The sequence below is a fragment of the Photorhabdus tasmaniensis genome (assembly GCF_011189505.1).
Lineage (GTDB): Bacteria > Pseudomonadota > Gammaproteobacteria > Enterobacterales > Enterobacteriaceae > Photorhabdus > Photorhabdus tasmaniensis.
Window position 1 is genome coordinate 73,330 of sequence record NZ_PUJU01000005.1, and the last position, 25,873, is coordinate 99,202.

At 42.6% G+C, this 25,873-nt stretch carries 22 protein-coding genes; 13 read left to right on the top strand and 9 right to left on the bottom strand.

Going from position 1 to position 25,873, the window contains the following annotated elements:
* Positions 1 to 230: 230 nt before the first annotated feature.
* From C5471_RS03220 to C5471_RS03240, 5 genes are all read left to right on the top strand, one after another.
* Complete coding sequence (locus C5471_RS03220) at positions 231 to 866, top strand: response regulator (protein WP_015833959.1); 636 nt, start codon at positions 231 to 233, stop codon at positions 864 to 866.
* A gap of 193 nt (positions 867 to 1,059) precedes the next feature.
* Positions 1,060 to 1,443 carry an ArsC family reductase gene (locus tag C5471_RS03225; RefSeq protein WP_133812740.1) on the top strand — a complete coding sequence of 128 codons (384 nt, stop codon included), beginning with the start codon at positions 1,060 to 1,062 and terminating at the stop codon, positions 1,441 to 1,443.
* A gap of 1 nt (position 1,444) precedes the next feature.
* On the top strand, positions 1,445 to 2,572 hold the full coding sequence (dapE, locus tag C5471_RS03230) for a succinyl-diaminopimelate desuccinylase (protein WP_133812739.1): 1,128 nt from the start codon (positions 1,445 to 1,447) through the stop codon (positions 2,570 to 2,572).
* A complete protein-coding gene (locus C5471_RS03235; protein WP_133812738.1) occupies positions 2,569 to 3,258 on the top strand; it encodes a D-alanyl-D-alanine carboxypeptidase family protein in 690 nt (229 codons plus the stop codon). Before dapE ends, C5471_RS03235 begins: the two co-directional genes overlap by 4 nt.
* Positions 3,246 to 3,434, top strand: a complete 189-nt coding sequence (locus C5471_RS03240) for a YpfN family protein (RefSeq protein WP_133812737.1) — start codon at positions 3,246 to 3,248, stop codon at positions 3,432 to 3,434. Before C5471_RS03235 ends, C5471_RS03240 begins: the two co-directional genes overlap by 13 nt.
* Here the strand turns inward: C5471_RS03240 and C5471_RS03245 are convergent.
* Both C5471_RS03245 and C5471_RS03250 read right to left on the bottom strand, forming a co-directional pair.
* The gene (locus C5471_RS03245) at positions 3,385 to 5,436 is read right to left on the bottom strand and encodes a tRNA(Met) cytidine acetyltransferase TmcA (RefSeq protein WP_133812736.1); all 2,052 of its coding nucleotides are present in this window, start codon (positions 5,434 to 5,436) and stop codon (positions 3,385 to 3,387) included. The two genes, C5471_RS03240 and C5471_RS03245, sit on opposite strands and share 50 nt — an antisense overlap.
* A gap of 5 nt (positions 5,437 to 5,441) precedes the next feature.
* A complete protein-coding gene (locus tag C5471_RS03250) occupies positions 5,442 to 5,894 on the bottom strand; it encodes a DUF441 domain-containing protein (protein ID WP_133812735.1) in 453 nt (150 codons plus the stop codon).
* Between the two features lie 536 nt (positions 5,895 to 6,430).
* Between C5471_RS03250 and C5471_RS03255 the strand changes: the two genes are divergently transcribed.
* The 8 genes from C5471_RS03255 (at position 6,431) to C5471_RS03290 (ending at position 17,187) form a co-directional block, all read left to right on the top strand.
* A complete protein-coding gene (locus C5471_RS03255; RefSeq protein ID WP_133812734.1) occupies positions 6,431 to 7,495 on the top strand; it encodes a radical SAM protein in 1,065 nt (354 codons plus the stop codon).
* A gap of 461 nt (positions 7,496 to 7,956) precedes the next feature.
* The gene (locus tag C5471_RS03260; protein WP_242688553.1) at positions 7,957 to 8,970 is read left to right on the top strand and encodes a hypothetical protein; all 1,014 of its coding nucleotides are present in this window, start codon (positions 7,957 to 7,959) and stop codon (positions 8,968 to 8,970) included.
* Positions 8,967 to 9,461 carry a hypothetical protein gene (locus C5471_RS03265; protein ID WP_133812733.1) on the top strand — a complete coding sequence of 165 codons (495 nt, stop codon included), beginning with the start codon at positions 8,967 to 8,969 and terminating at the stop codon, positions 9,459 to 9,461. The genes C5471_RS03260 and C5471_RS03265 overlap by 4 nt, the downstream gene beginning before the upstream one ends.
* Positions 9,462 to 9,478: 17 nt before the next feature.
* Positions 9,479 to 13,867 (top strand): condensation domain-containing protein, encoded by a 4,389-nt coding sequence (locus tag C5471_RS03270; protein WP_133812732.1) that lies wholly within the window; start codon positions 9,479 to 9,481, stop codon positions 13,865 to 13,867.
* A gap of 18 nt (positions 13,868 to 13,885) precedes the next feature.
* Entirely contained in the window at positions 13,886 to 15,049 is a 1,164-nt protein-coding gene (locus tag C5471_RS03275; protein WP_207627152.1) for an efflux RND transporter periplasmic adaptor subunit, read from the top strand.
* Complete coding sequence (locus C5471_RS03280) at positions 15,033 to 15,701, top strand: ABC transporter ATP-binding protein (protein ID WP_133812730.1); 669 nt, start codon at positions 15,033 to 15,035, stop codon at positions 15,699 to 15,701. The genes C5471_RS03275 and C5471_RS03280 overlap by 17 nt, the downstream gene beginning before the upstream one ends.
* 2 nt (positions 15,702 to 15,703) lie before the next feature.
* On the top strand, positions 15,704 to 16,927 hold the full coding sequence (locus C5471_RS03285) for an ABC transporter permease (RefSeq protein ID WP_133812729.1): 1,224 nt from the start codon (positions 15,704 to 15,706) through the stop codon (positions 16,925 to 16,927).
* A gap of 32 nt (positions 16,928 to 16,959) precedes the next feature.
* On the top strand, positions 16,960 to 17,187 hold the full coding sequence (locus C5471_RS03290) for a phosphopantetheine-binding protein (RefSeq protein WP_133812728.1): 228 nt from the start codon (positions 16,960 to 16,962) through the stop codon (positions 17,185 to 17,187).
* A 17-nt stretch (positions 17,188 to 17,204) separates the two neighbouring features.
* Here the strand turns inward: C5471_RS03290 and C5471_RS03295 are convergent, their stop codons facing one another.
* The 7 genes from C5471_RS03295 to dapA all read right to left on the bottom strand — a co-directional run bounded on the left by C5471_RS03295 (position 17,205) and on the right by dapA (position 25,831).
* The gene (locus C5471_RS03295) at positions 17,205 to 18,413 is read right to left on the bottom strand and encodes an alpha/beta hydrolase (protein ID WP_133812727.1); all 1,209 of its coding nucleotides are present in this window, start codon (positions 18,411 to 18,413) and stop codon (positions 17,205 to 17,207) included.
* A 129-nt stretch (positions 18,414 to 18,542) separates the two neighbouring features.
* Positions 18,543 to 18,809 carry an antitoxin of toxin-antitoxin stability system gene (locus C5471_RS03300; RefSeq protein ID WP_133812726.1) on the bottom strand — a complete coding sequence of 89 codons (267 nt, stop codon included), beginning with the start codon at positions 18,807 to 18,809 and terminating at the stop codon, positions 18,543 to 18,545.
* Positions 18,810 to 18,901: 92 nt separating this feature from the next.
* Complete coding sequence (locus C5471_RS03305) at positions 18,902 to 20,554, bottom strand: ATP-binding cassette domain-containing protein (protein WP_133812725.1); 1,653 nt, start codon at positions 20,552 to 20,554, stop codon at positions 18,902 to 18,904.
* A complete protein-coding gene (locus tag C5471_RS03310) occupies positions 20,551 to 22,266 on the bottom strand; it encodes an ABC transporter ATP-binding protein (RefSeq protein ID WP_242688554.1) in 1,716 nt (571 codons plus the stop codon). The genes C5471_RS03305 and C5471_RS03310 overlap by 4 nt, the downstream gene beginning before the upstream one ends.
* A 593-nt stretch (positions 22,267 to 22,859) precedes the next feature.
* On the bottom strand, positions 22,860 to 23,573 hold the full coding sequence (gene purC / locus C5471_RS03315; protein WP_133812724.1) for a phosphoribosylaminoimidazolesuccinocarboxamide synthase: 714 nt from the start codon (positions 23,571 to 23,573) through the stop codon (positions 22,860 to 22,862).
* Between the two features lie 292 nt (positions 23,574 to 23,865).
* Complete coding sequence (bamC, locus tag C5471_RS03320) at positions 23,866 to 24,915, bottom strand: outer membrane protein assembly factor BamC (RefSeq protein WP_133812723.1); 1,050 nt, start codon at positions 24,913 to 24,915, stop codon at positions 23,866 to 23,868.
* A 16-nt stretch (positions 24,916 to 24,931) separates the two neighbouring features.
* Entirely contained in the window at positions 24,932 to 25,831 is a 900-nt protein-coding gene (gene dapA, locus C5471_RS03325) for a 4-hydroxy-tetrahydrodipicolinate synthase (RefSeq protein ID WP_133812722.1), read from the bottom strand.
* Positions 25,832 to 25,873 lie beyond the last annotated feature (42 nt).

Consider the following 25,873-nt stretch of genomic DNA (forward strand, 5'->3'; position numbering starts at 1 on the left):
TATATGTTTTTGGTGAAAATTACTCATCTTCTTTTTTTACTTATCAAACTAATTTGCGCTATTTATATTTTTATATCAGGATGTGCTTTCTGGACTTACAGAGCTATCAATTCTGTAAATCAATCGGTTTTGAGAAAATTTTTTCATAGTTATTTAATTTAAGGCAGACCCATTCATTACTGCCTTTTAATCGTGCATTTCGTGGCTTTAATCTTTTAGGGAGAAGGAAAATGTATAACCATTCAGTGATGATAGTTGATGACCACCCTCTCATTCGCCATGGCTTAAAACAGATTGTAGAGCTCGATCGAGCGCTTACCGTAACAGCAGAAGCTGACAATGGTGAAGAAGCAATAAACATTGCATGCAAACTGAAACCTGATGTCATTATGATAGATCTCAATATGAATGGTCTTTCTGGCGTGGATACGATTAAATCTATTCGTAGAAAAGGGATCAACTCTTATGTCCTGGTATTATCTGTTTCAGATGACCGGAATGATGTTTACGCAGCCATTGACGCAGGCGCCAATGGCTATTTACTGAAAGACAGTGACTTGGATTCGCTATTAAGCAGTATTCGTCACGCCGCCCGCGGGCAAACTGTCTTTAGTGAAAAAATATATCAACATCTGGCTAACCGCCATAAACATGTTGATCCTTTATCTGAATTGACCAAGCGTGAATTAGATGTCTTAAAAGAAGTTTCCAGTGGCATGACCAATAAGGAAGTCGCTGATGTCCTCTTTATTTCTGAAGAGACGGTGAAAGTACACATCAGAAACTTGTTAAAAAAACTAAACGTACGTTCCCGCCTGGCTGCAACAATTATGTATCTGCAACATAGGAAAAATGGCATAGCTTAATGTTTTTCCTGAGCCGCCCTCTTTGGTTTATTGCCGGAGGCCGGCTCTTATCGCTATGATGACAGGCCGATAAGATTGCGTTCCCCTCCTTTGATATCCCAGATAATAAAAATCAGGACATCATCTGGAAAAAACAGGTATTTTCCAGCATTATGTTTAGGTATTTAAATTCTTTTTTAAGGATCTCTTCATTATGTCGGATAAATCTTCTCAGCCTGTTTTTACGCTCTACGGGATCAAGAACTGTGACACCATAAAAAAAGCCCGTCGTTGGCTGGAAGAGCAGGAAATCGCTTACCTGTTTCACGATTATCGTGTTGATGGATTAGATGCCGTGCTTTTGCAGTCATTTATTGACAAACTTGGCTGGGAACCTTTAATTAACACCCGGGGTACAACCTGGCGTAAATTGAGTGATCAACAACGCGCGACAATCAATAATGCTGAATCAGCAAAAGCGTTGATGCTGGAACAACCCGCTATTATCAAACGTCCACTGCTAATTTCTGCAAAAGGCAACTGCCTGCTGGGTTATAAGGCAGATGAATATCAGCAATTTTTTGCTGAGGCGCGCTGAAATGACCTGTCCTGTAATTGAGCTTGCACAACAACTGATCAAACGTCCCTCTGTCAGCCCAGATGATAAAGGTTGCCAGGATATTATGATCGCCCGTCTGCAAGCCGTTGGCTTTACCATTGAACGGATGCCTTTCGGCGACACAAACAATTTCTGGGCCTATCGCGGCACAGGCCTGACATTGGCCTTTGCCGGGCATACGGATGTTGTCCCTGCGGGCGACGAATCTCAATGGGAACAACCCCCTTTTGAGCCGACTATTCGTAATGGCATGTTATATGGCCGAGGCGCAGCAGATATGAAAGGCTCGCTGGCTGCCATGATTGTTGCGGCTGAACGCTTTGTTGCCAATTATCCCAACCACAGTGGTCGCTTGGCCTTCTTGATTACCTCTGACGAGGAAGCAAAAGCCACCCACGGCACAGTTAAAGTCGTTGAAGCCTTGATGTCCCGTAATGAGCGGCTGGATTATTGTCTGATTGGTGAACCTTCCAGTCAGCACCACCTTGGCGATATGGTGAAAAATGGCCGGCGCGGTTCTCTGACGGCTAATCTGACTGTACAGGGTATTCAAGGCCACGTTGCCTATCCGCATTTGGCTGATAACCCAATCCACCGGGCCCTGCCAGTTTTGCAAGAGCTGGTCAACACCCAGTGGGATGAAGGAAATGCGTTTTTCCCGGCAACCAGTATGCAAATTGCCAATATTCATGCTGGAACGGGCAGTCATAACGTGATCCCGGGGAATTTGCAGGTCCAATTCAATTTCCGTTTCAGTACGGAACTGACCGATAGACAAATCCGCGAACGGGTTGAGACAATCCTGAAAAATCACAAACTGAATTACACCATTGAATGGATATTGCCCGGCCAGCCTTTCCTGACCGCCAAAGGCGAGTTAGTCAATGCCGTCGTACAAGCAATAGACCATTACTGTGGCTATAAACCTGAATTATCTACCAGTGGCGGCACATCAGATGGGCGGTTTGTTGCTCAGATGGGCGCTCAGGTTATCGAACTGGGGCCACTCAACGCAACAATTCATAAAGTTAATGAATCCGTCAATGCCGCAGATCTGCAACAACTCAGTCGGATTTATCAGCGCGTTATGGAGCAACTCATCCAGTGATAACCGCAAATATGTTAACTGGCCTGGCTACCGGGCACTTGATCTCTCTCTCTGGCAATCACCGATTACAACCAGAAGCAGTAAAATCTTTTCTTTCCATGCAGCAAGCAGCAGCAAATGCGGGAATTAATCTGCAACCTGCCAGTACATTCCGCGATTTCCAGCGTCAACAGGCTATCTGGAATGGCAAATTCCGCGGAGAACGCCCGGTATTAGATGAAAATAGCCAACCAATGGATATCACCCCATTAACAGAAGGAGAACTTTGTCAGGCGATTCTCCGCTGGTCTGCCCTGCCCGGTGCCAGCCGCCATCATTGGGGTACTGAACTGGATATTTATGCTCCAACGATGCTGCCGGAAAACCAGAAATTACAGCTGGAGCCTTGGGAATATGAAAATGGCGGCTACTTTGAACCGCTGACACATTGGTTGACAGAGAATATGGCCCATTTTGGTTTTTATCGCCCTTTTGTCGGTAAGCGTGATGGTGTCGCTTATGAGCCGTGGCATATCAGTTACCGGCCACTATCCGGACAACTGGAAAAACTGCTGACTAAACAGATGTTACTGGATGTATGGCAACAACATGATATCGCAGGTCTTGACTGGTTATCGGCTAACTTGCCTTATCTATTTGAAAACTACCTCGGTACTGCGCAGGAGATTACCCAATGCAATGGTTAGCTGATTATTGGTGGATTATTTTAGTTTTATTAGTTGGCGTTCTTCTCAATGCCATTAAAGAATTACGCCGCCTGGACGCCAAAAAATTTCTGGACAATAAACCAGAGCTTCCTCCTCACCGGGATTTTAATGACAAATGGGATGATAAGGACGACTGGCCTCAGAAAAAGCAGTAGTCCATTCTTGCCAATGTACCGCCAATTTCTTGTCGAGACTTGCCAACGCTTGTGCGGTTTCTTGCCGCCAGAATAATGTTAATGCCTTATATCCGCTTAACTTCAACACAGTGACACACTGCTCAATACTCATCTCCTGCTGGAGATGATTTCTCAATGCGGGCAACGGCAAATCACTGTTTAGTAATAATCGTTGCAAAGCCGGTAATGAAGCAGAAAATGGCCGGTGAGCAAATGCAAAACCTGAAAGCTCTTGCCAATCACTCTGACTGAGACGGTGATCAATTTGGTAATCAACAGGCAAGCTGAACCCAATCTGTGACTCCAGCCAATATGCATCACGGGCAAGCCGTTGTTGTGCCTGAATACACAGTGCCACTCCCTGCTCACTCAATGGAAAAATCGCCATGGCGGTATAACAACCGCTACTGGCTTCCAAATGGGTTCCCATACGGACCAGTTGGAAACCACATTTTTGCCATAATGCCCACAGTTCAGCGGTATAACCAAAGCTGACAGAAATAAAATCTATTCCCTGCCCTTTTGCTCTTGCCCGCTGAAACGCGATCATTCCCTGAGCAATACCCTGTCTGCGGTTGTTAGCCTGTACAGCAACCCGGCTAATCCGTTGAGATTTCAGGACTGCCGCCTGAGGTAAACCACTGTGGGCCGCTAACGATTGAGCGACCAGATTTCCTCTGGGACGACGCCTGCCTGCCCATACTTCATGTGCCAGCTCAGGTGACAACCCGCCTTCGTCAACCATCCACAAAGCAGCTATCAAAGCTTTATCTCCAAACGCTGCAATAAACTGCATTCCTTTGGCGTCAAGTAAACGCCGTAAATCCAAAGGTGAAGTTTTATAATGAGCACTGGTTAATATGCCGTAAAACTGTCTCAGCAATTCCGGCTGTTGAATCCATTGCTGCTGCTGATATATGTGATAACGGATCGCCTGATCAGAATTGTTTACCGGAATGGCATCTTCAAACAATAAAGCATTTTCCAGCCAGTTCTCCAGAGGATCATTCTCAGCCCAACGTACAGGCGCTGTCAGATTAAAAATATGACAATCAGGAATTTCAGCACAAAATTTAAGTAAAAATCCCCGTCCTGTCCCCTCATATCCCTGCACAGTTGTCGTTAATAATACCCGAGGGAAATAGCTTATCAGCTCAAATAACTGAGGCGTTGGAATAGCTGCGGCTTCGTCGATAATCAACCAATCAATATCTGACACACGGTTTTGTCTGCAATATTTCAGCAAATTATCTACCGCCCAAAATTGCCCTTTTTCACCCGAATAGCCTCTGATAATTTCAGTCGTTGCTTTTGCCGGTGCCGTCAGCCAGCAATTATTCCCTTGCCATTGCTGCATTAACATGCCTGCAAGCGTCGATTTACCGCGCCCTCTTGGCGCGGTAATTACCCAGACCCCCTGATTTACCCGCAAAAGTTGCGCTAAAATAGCATGCTGGCTAACGGTGGGATTACCATCAGGCAGTTGCCACTCACTGGATTGCGAAAATTCAGGCAGGTGAAAAAAAGTATTTTGCCGCCATAGCAAAACTTGAGGATCATTAATAAGTTGCCGCTGAATATGCTGAATAAAGTGCGGAGTTGGGATAGCGTCTGATTGTTGGTTCCAACGTATGCTGTCCTTATCCGGTTGATAACACCATTGATACCACGATGGAACCATCATCACCAACCAACTTCCGGCCTTCAATGTCCCCGCCAATATCGCCAGTGCTTCCGCATTAAAACCTTCGGTAGCATCAAATATTCCGTGCAGATATTCCTGACCTAATAAGCTGACTGCTTTTGCTGGTGGTGCCGCTTTCTCTTTGCGATAAGAGATCCATAACCAATCACCGGTAAATCTCTGCTGTAGCTCATTAGCCTGTTGATAACACCAATTATGATCTCCACTCAACACCAGCAAGCGGCGTAATCCTTGCCGCTGCATTTCCGCCTGTATCGCACTCAATTCCGGCAACATAACGACTACGATTTACCCATCAGCAATGACAAAATCCCGGCAGCAATCAGCGGCCCCACCGGAACCCCTTTAAACAAGGCAACACCCAGTACGGTTCCCACCAGTAAACCTGCAACAGTCGAGGGCTGATTAGACATCAAGGAAACCCCACGGCTGCCCAGCCACGACACTAATACACCGATTGCTATTGCCAGTAACGATTTCCAATTCATAAACGAATTAAGAACCGCTTGTACCGTAATTTTTCCGCTGGCAATAGGTGCCATCACACCCACGGTCAAAATAAGCACACCGATGGTCAACCCATATTTTTCCACCCAGGGGAAGAATTGATTTAGGGGTGTTATACGGATAACTAGCAAAAGCAACATGGCAAGCGTGACGGTCATGTTGTGGCTAATGATACCCAGTACCGCCAACACCAGCAGCACGAGTAAAGTTGGATCAAGATGGCTCATAGACTTCAATACCCTATGGCACATCAGGCCAGGGCAATTTTTCCTTATGTCACAGAAATGGCTTATATTTTCCTACTAATTCAGACAATTAACAAGTTTATATTGGGAATATTTTTTCTTTATAAAATAAACACCCTCAACAAATGGATTTTTAATTAATTGAGTGGTTAAAGGATTTTTTTACCAAAGAATTGCAAGAAATAATCTTGTATACCATAAATAAAATCACCTTGTGAGACTAAAATAACCACAGCAATTCTCTATATAGAAATCCTTCAGCTTAAATAGCATATAATACTTCAACGATAGAATCGGTTATTTCAATCCATTCCGCGATAGTCACTCATTATTTACTTTACCTAAGTTAGAAATGCTCTCCTATTTTGTGAGCAAGCTCTAAATATGTGTTTTTTTAACAACTCATACTTAGTCTAAACACTCAAAAATACAAATTTAACTAACCAATTCATTGCAAAATAAATTAATACTGATAATAGTAAATATCGTCTGACCTTTAATTCAACAGAGAGTAAATTATGTCATGCTTTCCTACTGGATATTGGGAACAATATCCGAATACTGCCACCGTGATCACAACATATACTTGCAATGCTGCTTGCAAAGAGTGTTGTTTTGAATGTAATCCCTCTGTGAAAGCGCGTCTGAGCCTGGATGAAATTAAACAATTTATTTCACACTCAAAGGCTAATTTTCCCGGGTTAAAGTTAGTCGTCTTCAGTGGTGGAGAGTGTTTCCTATTAGGTAAGGATCTGATTGAAGCCATTCGTTTCGCCTCAGATCACAGCTTATTAACTCGCTGCGTGACTAACGGCTACTGGGGAAAAAACAGAGAAAAGGCACAAAAAATCGCCCAAGATTTAACTGATGCTGGGATCACAGAAATAAATATCAGCACCGGGAAAGATCACAGTGAATGGATACCCATCGACAGCGTAGTTGCGGCAGCAGAAGCATTAGCCGGACAAAATATTACGACACTAATTACCGTGGAACAGGATACTGCTGATTCTGCCATTGCGACACAAATCACACAGCATCCGACCATCAAACGCCTCAAAGAACAAAACAAAATTAGCCTGCAACGCAATACATGGATGCCGTTCTATGACACCAGTGAAGAACGAAAAGACGTTCCAAACCGGAATGAACAATTGGCAAAAGGGTGCGATCAGGTCTTTGAAAATATCGTATTGACACCACACGGTGAAATCTCCGCCTGCTGTGGGCTGACATTAGAGCATATCCCTGAAATGAAACTGGGTCGGTTACAGGGAGGCGATTTATCCCAGCTTTTCAAGGGACAGGAAGAAGACTTTATGAAAGTATGGTTGCGGACGGAAGGACCGTACCAGATCCTAAAAAAATATCGCCCACATGATAGCAACATTCATCTGGAAAAAATCGTTCACCCCTGCCAAGCCTGTGCCCATCTGCATAAAGACGAAGGAATACGCCAGAATTTATTAGATAATTATCATAAGGAAATTATTCCGATAATGAAGAAATTTAATGCCAAAGAAAGGCTGGATCTCATCTACTATTCAGCAGCAAAAAATACCGTTCACTTAACAGAGGAGTGAAAAATGAATCGACGTACATTTATCAAATAATTTAGTAATCAAAAAAGGGAAGTATTTTATTATCCGTCAGAAATATTTCCGATTGTTATTTTGCGAGCGGACTCTAAATAATCATATTTTGTAACAAGGTATATTTAGTCTAAACGCTCAAAATAAAAATTTAATCAACCAACATATTGCAAATATAGAACCATTAAGCTAATAGTTAGTATCACCCACCGTTTAATAGCGCTGAAGACGAATTACTCTATGATTCACCACTGAACATGAGGAATAATATCAAAATATTATTACAATAATCACAATATACACTTACGATAAATATCGTTGGTAAGAAACATGAGTTAAATAATTATTTTATGAAATTATTACAGTAATAAAGAAATTTAATAAAAAAAGGTTAGATTTCATCTTAATAACACCCAGTAGAAAAAGAATTCCGTTAACTTATAAAGGAACGAATGATGAAAAGACGTACATTTATTGGCGTGGCAGCCGGAGCAGCCATTGGCAGTGTCATACCCACCGTTAATGCTAGTGCTGATAGCAATCGCCTCTTTGGTGTGCCACGTTCATTGCTCTCTCCAGGAGAGGTTGAAGAAAATAAGCTGAGGCTGTCAATGTCAAACGCGAAACTCCCGGTTGAAGTTTGGGAGGAAATCATCACCTATAACCGATTTTGGGAAACCATCAAACAGCAGCCCAACCTGGCATTAGAATACAGGGAATCACCGGAGAAAGTCCTGGCTGAATTCGGCATAGACAAAAATATCGTTAGCCCTGGTTCCGTAGAGGAATTACTGTTATTCATCACTTATGATAAGAATTTGATGAATGCCGTAAAAACCAATGACTATGAAGAATTATTTTCCCGACTGAAAGCCTATGGTTTAAACGAAAGAGGTTCAAGTCTGAGGAGCCGGATTAACCACCATCTCAATCAAGACGCCAGCCTTGTTGCACATTTTAAAGAACATATTGAATCCTACCCGCTGCAAGAGACAAACAGCCCTCCCCTTATCAGGTTGAAGGAAATTCTGGAACCTTTGAACAGTGAAGACGATACCCGTATCGAAATTGCCCGTCTTGTCGTTGGGGCAAACGTGGTTGCTGCGGTGAATGTGGCTGTCGGTACCCGAGTCGTCGCGGCAGTGAATGCAGCGGCGGCAGTAAATGTAGCAGCCTATTTGAGCCTGGCAGTGCAAGTAGCCATCACTGTATGTATGGCAAATTATTTACCCAAAATCGATCACAGTGACCTTTCAACCGGCACGGCTTCTCTGCATCTTGCCAGACTCTATAACAATCAAAAGATGGTGGACACCCTGGTCACAGAAGCTATCCGCAGGGAAATCACCGCTTGCCTGTTTGCTGCGCAAAAATGTGGTTATATCAATCTGCCGGCGACACGCGAAGAGCGTAAAGAAGTGATTCATCTTTTTACCGAATTATCTTTAGGAATGGCCGCAGCATGAGCAATATTGTGGGATTGAATCCAGACTTCAAAGTCATATTAATGAACGTCGCCATGTTCGTCCTGATCGCCTTAGTTTTTCTGCCTGTACCATACTGGCTTAATAGCAGTAACCCAAATAAGCTGGCGGCAAGCATTACGGCAACGCTCTTCGTGGTTATTGCCTTATTCATAGGCTATCAACTGCTAGCAAATAAGGCGATGGTCAAGGAAGGAAAATTATTAATGAAGTCCGGAGTATATTCACACGAATGGGCTATTTCTTCATTGCGCCGGGAAGAAAGCGTTTCCTTGAAAGATTTTCATCGCAGTAATGGTATACATATTATCCATTATTCGTCGGGATATTATCACAAGAAACGAAATAAATATTTCATTCTACGAGTCAGTAAACGCCCTTTAATATGCTTTAGTGCAGAAGGTAATATTGGATTATGCATAGATGAATCTGTTTTCGAAAAAATAAAGGGCGAATTACGAGATAAAATATAACGTGGAGCAGAAAAATAATGGAATATAGCGACAATTATTGGCCGTTGAACTATACACAGCTCCGTTTAGCCATTGCTAATACTGTTGCTGACGATAAGTCTGTCTTCAATGTCGGCGAATTCGTCAGCTTCAATGGCAGTATTAGTCTGGAAAGATTGGAACAGGCCATTATGACCATTCATAACTTCAATGATGGTTTTTCCTTACGTTACCGTATTTCTGAACAAAATATTTTTCAGGAGAAGTGTTCTGCACCGATCGAAGTTATATCAATAAAACTGTCAAATCCGGCAATAGAACACGCTACAAAAGCCGATTTCGACAAAAGAATAACTGAACCACTGGCTCCTGAAAATGGTGTGACGATCAGGCATTATCTTTATTTTAATGATGTTGGGTGCTGCTTTTGGGGAATTATCGCTCACCATGTCGCCACAGATTATTGGGGCATAAGTCAGTTGATTCACGATGTTTTGTCCTGTTATGAACAACAACTATTTCACCCAACATCAGAGTCTATTTTTACCTACCAAGCTTATCTTAATGATGTTAAATATAAAGCAAGCGCATATTATGCCAACGACAAAAACTATTGGGATAATTACCTCAAACAACTTCCCAAATTAGAGGATTATGCCGGAAAACGCCTGTTTCCCTCGAAATCAATTAAAGTGAGCCGACCTCTCACCGCAAACAACGACAGTTTCACCTTTAATGATAAATTAATGATGATATTAGCCTTATGCTTGCAAATAACCCAACGGGGCCGTTTATCAACAAGCATCATTAATTTACCTTTCTCTAACCGACGTGACAAAGGAGAATACCGTTATTATCGCCCGGCGATGAACACGTTACCTCTTATGGTTTCTTTATCGCCAGGAACAACGATAAAACAGATCCTCATGGAAATGCAGTCGCAAATTAGTCTGCATAGCAGGCATAGCCGTATTGATATAAGTGATTTAAATGATGGCGCGATAAGCCGGGCAGATCAATTAACCGCTGTCCCTTATGTCAATTTATTACATGAGATTGAACATGATCTTATGAAAAATAATCGCGCGATGCGCGGCTGTATGGCTTCCGGCGCAGTAAATGATTATGGGGTTAATATCCGGTTTTCTTCTGACGAAAAGTCAGCATTAGTTGAATTGGATGCAGCAAGCCGCCTGTACAGTACCTTTACCACCGATGTTCTGATTGATGATTATTTACGTATTTATCACGCCATTGCAGAAAATATCAATGAAACTGTCGAAACATATTGGGAAAAATATAAAAAAATCAAACTTATGGATAATATGATATCTGACATGGAAACTCCAGAGAATATTGTCGTTAATCACCCCATCAGAGAGAACATAATTACCAAAATAGCACAAATCGCCACAATATCGCCGAATAAAAAAGCAGTAATTTTCGGAAATCAAACCACAATAAACTCCGAATATTGCCTTAATTACCATGAACTTTACAGTAAATTATTAACTTTCAGCCAACTGCTATTATCCTGCCCCCTAAAAAACCGAAGAATAGCAGTGTTATTACCCAGAGGAATGGAATCCTTATTGTCTATATTAGCAATCCATACTGCGGGATTATGCTTTATTCCAATCAACATGACATTCAAACGAGAAGAAATCAGCAATATATTGCATGGGCTGGATATCTCTTTATTAATAACTTCTCGTCACCATCATGAGAAAGTGAATGATATTAATAATACGCAGATTTTCTTTATTGAAGATATGAACACACTCCCTTCCCGGATATCTCCGGGAAATGACATAAAATGCCCGGCGACCAAAGAGGATGAAGCTTATATCTTTTTTACATCAGGCACCACCGGAATACCAAAAGCGGTACCGATAACTTTCAAGGGGCTTTATGCTTATTTAGCCGCGATGACAGATAGGTATGGTATTCAACAAGATGACGTTATTCTTAATTTCAGTACTCCGGTTTTCGATGCTTATATTGAGGAAGTATTTGGCTGTTTTTATCTGGGAGCGACACTGGCAATTGCCAGTGATCACATGATCGTTGAGCTTGATTCACTGTTTTCATTTTGCCATGCACAATCGGTAACTGTCGTTAACTTTCCTACGAATTATTGGCACCAAATTGTCTTTTTCCTGCATGCAGCCATTAAAGAATTGTCACCGACCATCAGAATGACAATTATTGGCGGCGATCTGGCAATGGATAAAGCCATCCACCATTGGTTGGAAAAAGTAGGAGGCGGAATTTCTCTGATTAACTCTTATGGCCCAACAGAATGTTGTGTTGTGGCAAGCTGTCACAAAATAGATGATGAGTTCCAACCTGGTAATATTATTGGTAAAGCATTGGCAAATAGTACTATTGTCATTCGGGAATATGGAACTGATAATATTATCAGCGGCAGCAGTGGAGAAATATGTATTCGTGGGGATTCTATATGTACCGAATATATTAACGACAATCAGTCAACCTCGTGTAAATTCTTACAACTAAACGATGGAAAAATCTATTATTTAACAGGAGATCGCGGGTTTTACGATGCCCAGGGAAATTTAAATTTCGTTGGACGACTGGACAAACAGCATAAAATTGATGGGAAACGTGTCGATCTGGCAGAGATGCAAAAAATACTTACAGCGGCAACTCATATTGATGAAATTCATTTAACGATAAAGGAAAATGAAACCGGGTATCAGTATATCAATATATTTATCCCTCATGACTCATATTCAATTGCACGTCACGAAATCGTCTCATTCCTGCGGGGATGTTATCCCAAATTACAGGTGCCTTTTATTGTCGAATCAGCATTATCCCACTATTCCACCTCCGTGACAGGATTGAATAAAGAAGAGAATGTTTCACAGATTAAAGGAGAAAAACGCGAAATATTTTTTACATTATGGCGCGAGGTCTTTGGAGATAACGATGGAGTTGTTGATGAAGATACGAATTTCTTTGACGCAGGCGGTACTTCGCTTAAAGCATTATTGCTCATTAATAAGATCCAGCAATGTTTTGATTGTTCTATCCGCCTAGAAGATTTTTACCAATCCCCCAGATTGGGTTATTTATTGCAATCTGTCATTCAACAGGGGCAGATGCCAGTTCTAACCCACAAAAATAGCACTTGCCTGACAGAACAACATGACCAGTATTATTGGATAATTGATACTATTTCTAATCGTTCAGGTGCCCATAATATCCCGTTATATTATCATCTGGCCGGTAATATCGATTTAAAGAAATTACGCTCTGCTTTGCTGTATACCCTGCAATGTTTCCCTGCTCTTTGCCAAAGAGTCACTATGACGGATGGGCAACTCTCTTTAACCCTTTTACCTGCAACCGAAGAAAACCTGCCCTTTGAATATATCGATCTGACTCATGCTACTGGCATCAATATTGAGATTTCATTGCGCAAAATCTTAAATGATATGGCATTCAAGCCGATGTCATTGCAGGACAATCCACCGGTATGTTTTAAATTGTTGAAAATAGCAGAGCATAAGCATTATCTTTTGTTAAATTTCCATCATGCATTTTGTGATGGAATGTCGATTGCTCATGTATTACAACAATTATCCTCAGCTTATACGGATAATGCAGCGAAAATTACAGCGACTACAGAAACAAACATTAGCATCATTAATCAGCGCATGTCGGACGAAACATTAAATTTTTGGACAGAAAAATTGCTCAACGTACTTTCTGTTGCCGGACAGCGAGATATTATATCAGGGGCTAATCTTCGGGTTCGTGGCCGACGCTACTCAATGCCGTTGTCTCCTCAATTAATTACCACACTGTCCTGCGTGCAGAAAAAACACCTGGTGACTCTGGAACAGATCGTGATTGGGGCATTTCTGATGACTATCCGATCATTACTTAATAAAGACGAATTGATCCTAGGTATCCCTTGTGCCAACCGCGTTCCTCCTGTGTCATTCGAGAGTGTCGGCAGCTTTGCTACAACGTTGCTACTGCCCTATGTTACTGCGGAAACCTCATTAATGAACGTATCCAGGTATGTCCGTGATTTCCTGATGGATGCAAATGCCCATTCAAATATCTCGCTAACGTATCTAAAACAACACTTTCACCACCACCACGGAATGCAGTTACCGGAAATCGCTTATTACTTCTCTTCTCAAATAGGATTCTCCACCGGTTTACATCTTGGTGAAACCCATTGCACAAAAGAGAAAATCAAAGGGCTCAAGCCTAAAGGGGATATCGCGCTTGAACTGGTCAATTCACCAACCGGGATAGGCCTGGAGTGGCTCTACGACGATGATATTTTCTCAGAAGATATCATCAGCGACATGGGGCTATTTTTGCTGGACCTATTGGATTGTACGGGTGCGCAATATGGCTTGGCGCCTGTCGATCCGCAATGATAACAAACACGAATATGGATGCTGATTGTGCTGGTTAAACAAAAGAAATGGATAGTTATCACTATCATCATGATCGCTTTTCTTACTGTGATTTATGACAAATTCAATCGGCAAGAAACGCCTGCGGTTATAACAGAACAAATCATCACCGGAACACTGGGTGATGTTATCACCATAGTAGGCGCTGCCGGTGTTATACAACCGACCCGCCAGGTTAACGTTGGTAGCCAAATCTCAGGCCAGTTAATCCAATTGCATGTTGAGGTCGGAGATGTTGTCGAAGCAGGTAAGCTGGTTGCCAGTATTGATGACACTTTTTATCGCACCAAAGTTGAAGCAAGCCGCGCACGGCTGGAAAAATTACGTGCCATGCTAAAGGAGGAACGATACACCTATGAACTTCTGTCCATCACGGAAAAACGCCAGAGTCAACTTAACCAGCACTCTGCAACCAGCCAGCAATTGCTGGATGAAGCCACTTTTGGCGTGAAAAAAAGTCAGGCCAGAATTGAAAGCCTCAATGCTGATATCCGGCAAAATGAACATATTTTGCGTAATGAAGAAGTCAGCCTCAGTTATACCCAAATCTATTCACCTATCGCCGGCGTAGTGACCGCAATCCATGTTGATCCAGGGCAAACCCTGAATGTTAATCAACAAACACCAGTTCTCATGCAGATTGCTGATCTCAAGAATATGACTGTCTATGCAAAAGTTTCCGAGGCAGATATTAACCAAATCGTACTGGGGCAAAAGGCCTCCTTTAGGACCTATGGGGCAAGTCAGCATATATGGCACGGTAATGTTAAGAAGATTATGTATAAACCCGACTTAATTAATAATGCAGTTTATTATACCGTTCTGTTTGATGTGCCTAATGACAATTTCCTGCTAAAACCCAGTATGAGTGCTGATGTCACTATTGTGACACACGAAAGCACCGGGGTAGTGACTATCCCCAGTGATGTATTGAATAATAAGCGGCATCAACCTTTGGATGATAATCTAACCGCCTATTTTTTACGTGAGATGAAAGATGGCAATATCGTAGTCAGAAAATTACTTGTCGGGCATAACGACGGCGTACGCTCAATCGTTACCAGCGGATTGCAGAATAACGAACAAATCGTGGTGCTGGCCAAACAAGATAATGCCGGAGGTAAAAATGATAACACTCAATAATATCTGCAAGACCTACGGCAATGAGAGTAAAAAAAAGCATCTTGTCCTGAAAAATATTTGCTTAACAATCGGCCAGAATGACTATATTGCCATTCTTGGGCGCTCCGGCTCAGGGAAAAGTACCTTATTGAATATCATCGGGCTTTTAGATATCGCCAGTGCGGGAGAATATATTATTAACGACCTCAAGGTGACTCAGCAAAAGATTCACTCATTAGCGCTTTTACGGCGGAAATATTTTGGTTTTGTCTTTCAAAACTATAACCTGCTCGATAACTACCGCATTGATGAAAATATCCTGATGCCCAGGTACTATTTAAAAAGAAACTTCGATTATGACAGAGAACACTTCAATTATTTAATAGATCGCCTCCATCTTAATCCGTTATTAGCTAAATACCCGCGTCACCTCTCTGGGGGAGAACAACAACGCGTTGCTGTAGCCCGCGCATTAATCAACAATCCGAAATTTATTATTGCCGATGAACCTACCGGTGCATTGGATACCACCAATGCGGCCAATCTCATGCGGCTTTTTACTGAATTACATCATCGTGGATGTGGCATCATCCTGGTGACGCATGATCAAGTTGTCGCTGGATATGCAAAACGCAGGCTGTATCTGGATAATGGTTCTTTGGTGACTCAATAGGCATGAGTAAAATATCCTTAAAGTTTAACGTTTATTCTACTGTTATCCTGTTTAATCTCAAGATGGCAGCACGTTCCCTTGCCGCACATAAAACACGGGTCTTCCTGACTTTGTTATGTATTGCTGTCGGGGTAGCCTCAATTGTGATCATGCAAGCCGTTGGATCGGCAACTCAGGATCATATTGTCAAAATGGTCTCCTCAATGGGGAGTAATATCATTTCAGTGAAATACAAAGGGCAGGAAAACGGCGCTTTTGCTTCTCATCATGACTATCTGACACAAGCAGATATAACGTCACTTTCAGGTAATCCACATATCAGCCACAGCACCCTTTTTTCCACGGCTACAGGAACAATAGTTTCTCCACAAGGCACTGCTGATGCGCAATTAATCGGTGCCAATGCGGATATAGCGGTTATCCGTAATTTGGTTATTGAACGAGGGAGTTTTTATACACCGCAAGAAGATATTGCCCTGGCAAATGTCGTTGTTTTGGGTGCCTCCTTAGCCGAACGACTCTTTCCGCAAAAGGAAACCGCATCTGAGCAAAATATCAAGATCAACGACATCTCCATGCGGGTTATTGGTATCTTGGCACAGAAAGGCGAAGGTATGGATGCCGGGGTCGATGATACCGCGTTTTTACCAAGAAACAGTTATCTGGTGCGACTGTTCGGCAATACACAGCCCAGTGGCATAGTATTGAAAGCCAAAGATGCGGCCCATGTCGAACCGGTTAAACACGCCGTTGAAGAACGGTTGTCACGGTTTAAACGTCAACAAAGCTATGAGATACGTAATACCACCGAGTTGTTGAACACACTGCATGAAACTCAATCACAAATTAACCTTTTCCTGCTGGCAATTTCATCAGTCACACTCTTTGTTGCCGGTGTCAGTGTTATGAATACCATTCTGATCAGTGTCAGAGAACGTAGACGGGAGATTGGTATACGGCTTGCCGTAGGCGCAAGTTATTCCGATATTTTTTATCAGTTTCTTACCGAAGCATTTTTGATTTCATTATTGGGTGCGTTATTGGGATTATTATTCTCATTTATCGGTTTCAGAATATTATCGTTATTTGATATTGCTGTTGGTTTCTCTTTTTACTCCTTTTTATTAGCTTCCCTCTCGACATGCTTCATCACGATAGTGTTTGGTGTCTATCCATCACATCGCGCAGCAGCCTCTGCACCGATCGAAGGGATCAGGGAATTGTAGTTTGTTTTGTTTAATGCAACTTTGGAGGCTCAATGAAAAATCAGCTTTTGTATGAAATTCTACACCGGGAAATTATGGCTCTTCACCCAGAAGTTGAGGCCATACCGGCAGATGAAAATCTTTTTGATATCGGTTTCGATTCGATAAAAATGCTGATGCTGGTTGATCGGCTAAAGTATGCAGGGTATCCAGTCAAATTTGCGGATTTGGTCCGGTGGCCGACAATCAATGACTGGGTCAATCTGATGACAAAAGATTAATGTCGCAGTCTGCTGTTTCATAATGAGTGGTGGCTGATCCATGCAGCAAGATCTGCAATCACCTGCGCTGGGATCTGCCTTGGTTGCAGATAATCCTCGCCACCGGTACATCCTGTCGTGGGCAACAAAATATGATTTAATCCCGTATAGAGTTTGAACACCACCTGTTTATTGCCCTGTAATGCGGTTTTCCACATGGTGAAGTCAATATCATGCGGAACCTGAAAATCCTGATCGCCTTGAACGAAGAAAAGAGGCATTGCGGGTAAGCTGTTTAAGCAGGTAAATGCGTGGTAATCCTTAAGCTGCTTGAGATAGCTATCTGGCACGGCAAGGAAATCTGCGAGAGATGGGGTGTTTTTCCCGCAGGTATCTGGGCGGGCGGTACATTCCGGGGACAAATTAACATCTTGTAACTGGGATAAAATCACCTGGAGTAAACCACGAAAAGGCGTAGCCAGCATCGCAATGCCCATAATATTTCTGCCTGATCTTTGCCGCAAACCCTTTGCAATTAGCGGGCTGACATATCCGCCGAAACTATGCCCGATAAGGAAGACGGGCACATTATAGAATTCAGCATGTTCCATCAGACTAGCTAAAATATTGCATGCATCATCAATAATTTCTGTGTTGAGATCGCTAGCCTCAGAGTCGGTATTCCCCTGACAGGCGCGATAATAGCGTTTGTCAAAACGTACACTGGCGATACCATGTTGGCTTAATTCATGTGCCAACATGCGGAACAGTGGATTTGGCCCAACATCATAATCCATCGAATGCGGACCAGAACCTGCAACCAATAGTACAAGCGCTGTAGTATTTTGGGAGGATGGCAGGCACACCAGACCGTCTGGAACATCTTCAAGACCAAACTCTCTTAGGTTTTTTTCGGTGAAGATGCCTGACTGTTCATGCGCATCAGGTAGCGGGCACGGAGTCAACATAAGCGAGCTAATTAGCTGATCTTTCAGCCCAATATAAAGGTTGAGTTTTCCATTCAAGGTATTTAGTTGCAGACAGCAAGCCTCTTGCTGCCGGGAAATAATAGCAATATCTGAGTTACACAAACTGTCTGCCAACGCCGTTAAGGCCAGATCATCAGCCGCCATACGCAATGGCTCACTCATCAATTCCCTGGCCCTTTCCCACTGCTCGTCAAGCAACGCAGTTATTAATACCTGTATTTCCCCATCCAATGTGGCAATTAAGTGTTTAACAAGCATGTCTTTACTCAGTTTCCGGCGGCCACAACCGTGATGTATGTACTAAAGCTAAAATCCAGACAGTTTCACTGCCAATCTCGTCCCATATTGCCTCACTATCGCAAAGCGCCTGAGGTGTCCAAATCACGTTCACTTACGAACCTTTGCCTGTTCTCTTCGAGCCGCAAAAATAGTTTTTACGTCACTCTGTTCAACACCGTTACCCTCTTTTACAGATTGGCGTGCGACATCAACCTTTTCCTGAAGGAAAGCGCGATATTTATGACGTTGAACATACTCACGCATCAGTTCACAGACAACTTGAGAGACCGGGCGGTGCTCTGCTGCCGTGGCAGCCATAAAGTGATCACGCAAATCTGATTCAAGTTTCATAGTAAAAACAGCTTGTTTAACCATAGTCTCTCCTCGTTTGATATAGAAAAAATATATCCCATTTCATTATTGACACCCACTTCCATCGACTTAGCCAGAAGTGGATGTCAAGTGGATTATGCCAATTCCCTCTGTCGTTGAACAGTCACAATATGGTCAGCTTTAGCGAGCAGATCGGCATTGTGTGAAACCACAATCCACAAACCGGGCCAGCGCTCAGGTAAAGTGGACCACAAGCGACGAGCCGTATCTGCATCTAATGACGAATCACAGTTATCAACGACATAAACGTCAGCAGGACGGCATAGCATCCGGGCCAGAGCCAAACGCTGACGCTGACCACCAGACAATTGCCCGGCATTGCCAGAATTAATGACAGTATCAAGCCCTTCCGGTAATTCATATGATCCGGGAGTCAAACCTACCGCCTCCAAAGCCGCGGCCATGACATCATCGTTAATATCCGTATCACCCAATGCTAAGTTTTGTCTTACCGTTCCACCAAAAAAACCTGCTTTCTTCCTGGCATAACCGATACGTGGATTCCGCCACCAGTTTTCATTCCCCAACACTTCTCTGTTATTCCACAGCACACTGCCGGAACTGGATTTTTCCAAGCCAATCAAGTAACGCAAAAAAGTGGTTTTACCCGCGCCAATATCACCAACAATGCCAATAATTTGATTAGCCGTCGCCTCAAACGAAACCGGGAGCTGAGTATTTGAGCAGGCAAGATGATTAACACTCAACTTATGCAGCGCCTCACCTTTCTCATCTTGCTCATATTCTTTGGTCTCTTTTTTATCTAACAAAAGCTGTTTGATTCGCCCATAACACACATCAGCATTCTTGTAATAGGCAACGGCCCGACCAAAGAAAAATATCTGTTCACTGATCCAGCCGATGTAGGTCAAAAATAATGCCAGATTACCTACGGTAAAACTGCCATCAACGATTCGTTTACTGACTATCAATAAAACAGCTGACGTTCCAAGGATCACAATATTTTTGAACAAACCAGAAAGCAGGTCGGTAAATACCTGATGTCTGGCTTGAATAGCCCGGCGACTGACAAATTTCTGCGACAATCTCTCAATCTGCCCCTCAATTTTGTTGCCAAGACGTAAATCGCGTATACCCGTTAAAACATCAGTAATCTTGCCGGCAATATCTCCCTGGGATTGACGTTTACTCGCCTGTAAATTACCTACTTTGCGTTTAAGTATCGCCCCAATCCAAAGGCCCGCAATCATAGGCATAAGAGCAAGCGTGGTTATTGTGTCGGTGTTGATAAGCACAACTAATGCGATAATTAAAAGTAAGGCACGGTAGAGAAAATCAGAGGTCCAGCTCAAAAATTCTGCAATTTCATCACTGTCATCACGAATGCGGTTCAAAAGATCGCCTTGCGAAAAAGTGTGTCTCTGATTGTGGGAACAATGGCTCACACCCCACAATACCCGTTCTTTCAGGTAAGCACTGACTTTAAAGATCAACGTAAAATCCAGGCTTAATCCCAGGAAGAGAACCAGCGATCGTAAAACCATTGTTGCTATCGCAGAAGCAAGTAACCACCAGACCACAGGGTTAGCAGGTTCATTCATCGCTCTATCCAGTAACTGACTAATCAAATAACCAACCAGTAGAGGAAAACCATGCATAAGTGTCCACACAGCCATAGTGATGAAATAGAGAGGCGCAAACCTTTTCACGAGGTCAATCAAAGCCGGTAACATTTTAGGTTTAGTTGATACACTGGATACAGTCATACAATAAGTCCATGGTTGCTCGTTAACGTTGCGATTTCAGCTTCTGGGATCCGCTGCTGGATCCGTCCATCATCAACAATGATGATTTCATCAACGGCTGAAAGCGTGTGAAGACGGTGTGCGACCATTACTACGGTGCGATTGCGGCTTAATTTTTCAAGCAATTTCAGCCAACTCGCTTCAGTCCGGGGATCAAGCTGAGATGTTCCTTCATCAATAATCACCAGTGAACAATGCTGCAACATCACTCTGGCACCCGCAATCATCTGAATTTCACCTTCTGACAGCATTCGGCCATTAGTGCCGACCTGCGTATCAAGACCATCAGATAACGCTCTGACCCATTCAAGCGCATCTAACTCCTCGAGGACCTCCCAAATTTGTTTGTCAGATATTTCATCACTGAACAGCGTTAAATTTTCTCGCAGCGTTGCAGAAAACAGATGAGAACGCTGACTAAGAACGGAAACCTTTTTGGCAAACTCTTCAGGTTTAATTGTTGAGACATCAATATTGCCAATAGTCACTCTTCCTGAGTCGGGTCTCGCAAATCCACACATCAAATTAAGAATGGTACTTTTTCCCGCGCCTGTTCTGCCGATAATGCCAATTTTACTTCCCGGAGCGACGTAAAAGTTAACACCATGCAAAACCTGTGCTTCTTCCCCGTTATAACTGAAATCAACATTATCAAAATGGATAGAAAGAGGACCATCCGGCAACAAATTATTTGATGGTTTACCTGGCGCACCTTCATTTAACGTTTTTGTCGCCAGTGATAAAGCAGCAAATAATTTCTGTATCAGCTCTATCTCTGATGACATCTCCTCCACTGGCTCGCGAAGTTTATCAACGTAGAGATAAATCATGGTCAATGTCCCGATGCTTAAGCTGTTCTCACCAAGTAATTGAAGCCCAAAACCAAAACCTATACCGAAACACAATGCAAAGAAGAGCTGAGTAATTGGCCAGAACGCTCTGCCACCAATATAGGCACTGCGTTCAAATTTGAGTAACACCAACAGCATCTTACGAAATGCAGTGGCCGGCCAATGCGCCTGTGACAATGGTTGTAAATCATCCATTGCATGTAGTGAATCACCGATAAAACCAAAGATTCGGGCTTTCTCATTGCGTGCAATAAGCCAGCGACGAACAGAAAGTCGAGTTAATTGAATTAATACATAGGCCACCAGTATGACAACAATAGCCATAGCAATACCGGCCTGAGGCATGACGCTGAATATAATTATCAATGTACCTATTGTCATTGCTAAATTAGCAATGGCTTTGAAACCCGCTTTAGAAATCGTTTTTCCTATAATGTCAGCATTGCCTTCAATATTTTCCAGCAACTCGCCCTGCGATCTTCGTTCTATTTCCAATACAGGTAGAACTGTCATCACATGATGAAAGAGCTTGTATCTAATGGTATCAGCAATACCCCAACCGGCCTTAGTGCTCATGTAACTGGTTACCAGACTACCGATCACACCAATCGACGCGATAAAAATATAAATGATTGCCAGTACGATAAGTTGATCAGCAGTCGTACCTGATGTCGCCTCATCAACGTAATTCCTGATAATATAAGGACCGCTCAGATCACAGGATAATGTCACGGCTAAAGCCAGAAAAGCACATATAACCGTTCCCTTAAACGGTATGGCGCTATGTAGCAATATCCGCCATACAGTTAACTTCTTTGACATGATGTTTTCCATCTTTGGGTTATGGCACCTCAGTAAAATTAGGGATGTTATTCACAACATCGGGATTATTAATAACAGATCGATTACAACAGCAAGATTTTGTTCACAGTTAGCAAAATGCAATTATCGCAAAATATCCGCATTTATCACTATCTGATTAAAGTCTTTATAAACACTATCACAAGAAAACAAAATTTATATCTTATTCTATAATGTCAATACCTTCGTAAGGTTATTTAACATCCTAATTGGAAGATATATCACCAATGTGAATAATAAATAACTGGCTCCAAGCCATGAATCATAAATAGAGGAAAAACCGGTGATAATCCCAACGAATTATAATGATTTTGACAAATATATAGCGATTATATAAATGAATTTCCATTCAATATTGACACACCTTGAGTTGCCCATAATTTCAGCGAGTTATGACTAATAAAACGGTAATCTACTCTTACATTGAATTAATTTATATTCACTACCCATGTTATCGGATAATATCTGGTCACAAAAAATAAATAAAAGAATTATAACCAAAATGAATTTATATCAATAAAAGGGCCTTTCGGCCCAGGTAATCGTTTGCGCAATTAATCCAAAATAACACCGATACGGTGCGCTACCTCTTCATACGCTTCAATCAGGCCACCAAGACTTTGGCGGAAACGATCTTTATCCATTTTGTCTAAAGTCTCTTTATCCCACAAACGGCTGCCATCAGGAGAGAACTCATCCCCCAGAATCACCTGCCCTTTAAACAAACCAAATTCCAGTTTGAAATCAACCAAAATCAAACCGGCATCATCAAATAATTTGTTCAATACTTCATTAGCCTTGTAGCTTAATCTTTTCATCTCAGCCAGATGCTCTTTGCTAACCCAGTCAAACGTTTCACAATAAGACTCATTCACCATTGGGTCATGCATGGCATCATTTTTCAGAAACAGATCGAACAAAGGTGGATTCAATATTACACCTTCCTCAACACCAAGGCGTCTAACCAATGAACCCGCAGCACGATTGCGAATAACACATTCAACCGGCACCATATCCAGATTTTTAACCAAGACTTCGGTGTCTGATAACAGACGTTCCATTTGTGTCGGGATACCCGCTTCTTCCAGTTTGCTCATGATGAAATGGTTAAATTTGTTATTCACCATCCCTTTGCGGTCAAACTGTTCAATGCGTTCGCCATCCAATGCTGATGTATCATTACGGAACTCCAACACTAGCAAATTAGGATCATCCGTGGTGTACACCGTTTTGGCCTTCCCACGATACAACTCAGCTTTTTTCTGCATCTTATATACTCCAAAATATCACTACTGAATAAACGTCAGAGATAAATAATAAAGCAGATTGCTAACAAAATCCTGTTCAAAAGGTCGATTTTTTCTATCGTTATCAGGTTAGTCTACAAAACGAACTCATTTTTAGGCCAACAGCCTTCTCCTCATCCAATTAAAATAACCAGAATTATTACCTGCAAATAAAATTCCGCTTTTCGTGAATCCAAAAATTCTTTCAGGGCCATTACTTGCTGCATTAACTATTACAACAAAGGGGCAATTCATTTCGCCCCTTTATTTATATCTATAATCCTGTCGTCTGGCTGAAAGCGGCTTTCAATGCTGCAACCAGTTCATCATTTTGTGATTGAGTCAACGGTTTACCTTTATCACTAATGAACTGCAAGCTACTGCGGTTATTCAAATCACCAACCTGTAATTTATAATCACCTTCGCTGATGGAAGGTTCATTAACCCCCATTGATTTCCAGTCCGATGCGCTAAGACCTTTATAAGTTACCGCGATAGAACCCGTCGAACGGCTGCGGCTACCCACTTTCATACCCGCTTTTTCCAGCGCTGCCGGTAATCTATCCCAGACGATATTATATGGCGCACGAACAATCATCTGAGGTAACCCAGAAGTATCACCGCCACTCTGTACATCTAATGGCCCCAAATTGCGGGCGGCTGTATTATCACTAATCCGTTCACGCTGTTGGTTCACACCTTCGATCAATTCATTGAGCATCAGTGCGTTATAACGTTGGATTTCGATAGGATCAGTGATTAGTTGATCACCTTGTCTCAGTCCTTCATTGGTCACTGATAATTCAATCTGATAACTCTGGTGTGCAATACTGATACGATAGCGAATCTGATACGGAACATTTTCATCTGCACGCGGCCATTCAATCCAGTCGGTTGTCAGTGTCTGACCAGCATCATCGCGCTGGCTAACTTTGTAACCTTTTTTCAGCAAAACATGATTAATCTGCGACCACAGATTGCTATTCTCAGGTGTGTTTTCAAGCAGTAATTTACTGCTCTTCACACTATTTTCAGCACGGGTGCCACTCAACAGGGCCAATGCCTGCGACGGTGGGCGAATATCAAGCCCTTTGCCAACCTGTCCTTTTGATACTGTTGGAGGAATATCATATTCACCATTCTGTAATGGCAATATCATACCCGCAGGAACATTCAGCGCTTTCAGAGGCGGAGTTTCAAGATACGTGTCATCATCATTGATCTGACGCTTATAACTTTGGTCACCAGAACACGCGGCCAATAACACTACCAGTGACATACCAGCAGCTTTCATCACCTTTGATTTTTGCAACAATATTGCCATTAAAATTCCCTAAATTTTACAGTAATCCAGCCGTTTTCAAGGCTTTTTCGACTGAGACTTTTCCTGCATCTGTCAATGGCGTCATCGGCAGACGCAGCGTGTCATCAGCAATCAGCCCCAGTTTGTAACATACCCATTTGACTGGAATTGGGTTAGGTTCAACAAAGAGTTGATGGTGTAAATCCATCAGGCGGTTATTCAGTTTACGCGCTTTTGCAAACTGGCCGCTCAACGCCAACTTACAAAATTCAGCCACTTCAGCAGCCGCAATGTTTGCAGTAACAGAAATTACCCCTTTACCACCAAGCTGGATAAAATCCAACCCACTTGCATCATCACCACTCAACAAGATGAAGCTATCATCATTAACTAACTCTTGGATTTGACTGACACGACTTAAGTTCCCTGTAGCTTCTTTAATTGCGACAATATTTTTAATTTTCGCCAAACGCGCTACAGTTGGCGGCAACAGATCACACCCTGTACGGGAGGGCACATTATACAGAATTTGTGGCAAATCAGTATGTTCAGCGATCGTTTTAAAGTGCTGATATAAACCTTCCTGCGATGGCTTATTATAATAAGGCGTTACCGTCAGGCAGCCAACAACACCACTGTTTTCAAAACGTTTCGTCAGAGATATTGCCTCAGCAGTCGCATTCGCGCCTGTTCCGGCGATGACCGGAATACGTCCGTCGGCCAGTTCCACCGTTGTCAAAACAACATCGCCGTGCTCATCGTGACTCAGTGTGGCAGACTCTCCGGTTGTTCCTACCGAAACGATCGCTGATGTACCACTGGCAACATGGTAATCAATTAACTTTTTCAAACTGGCCTTATCAACATGACCATTCGCATCCATTGGTGTTACCAGTGCAACAATGCTGCCTGTAAATTCAAAACTCCCGCTAGACATTACATACCCCCCTATACAAACAAGAGTTCAATGGTACTTTCT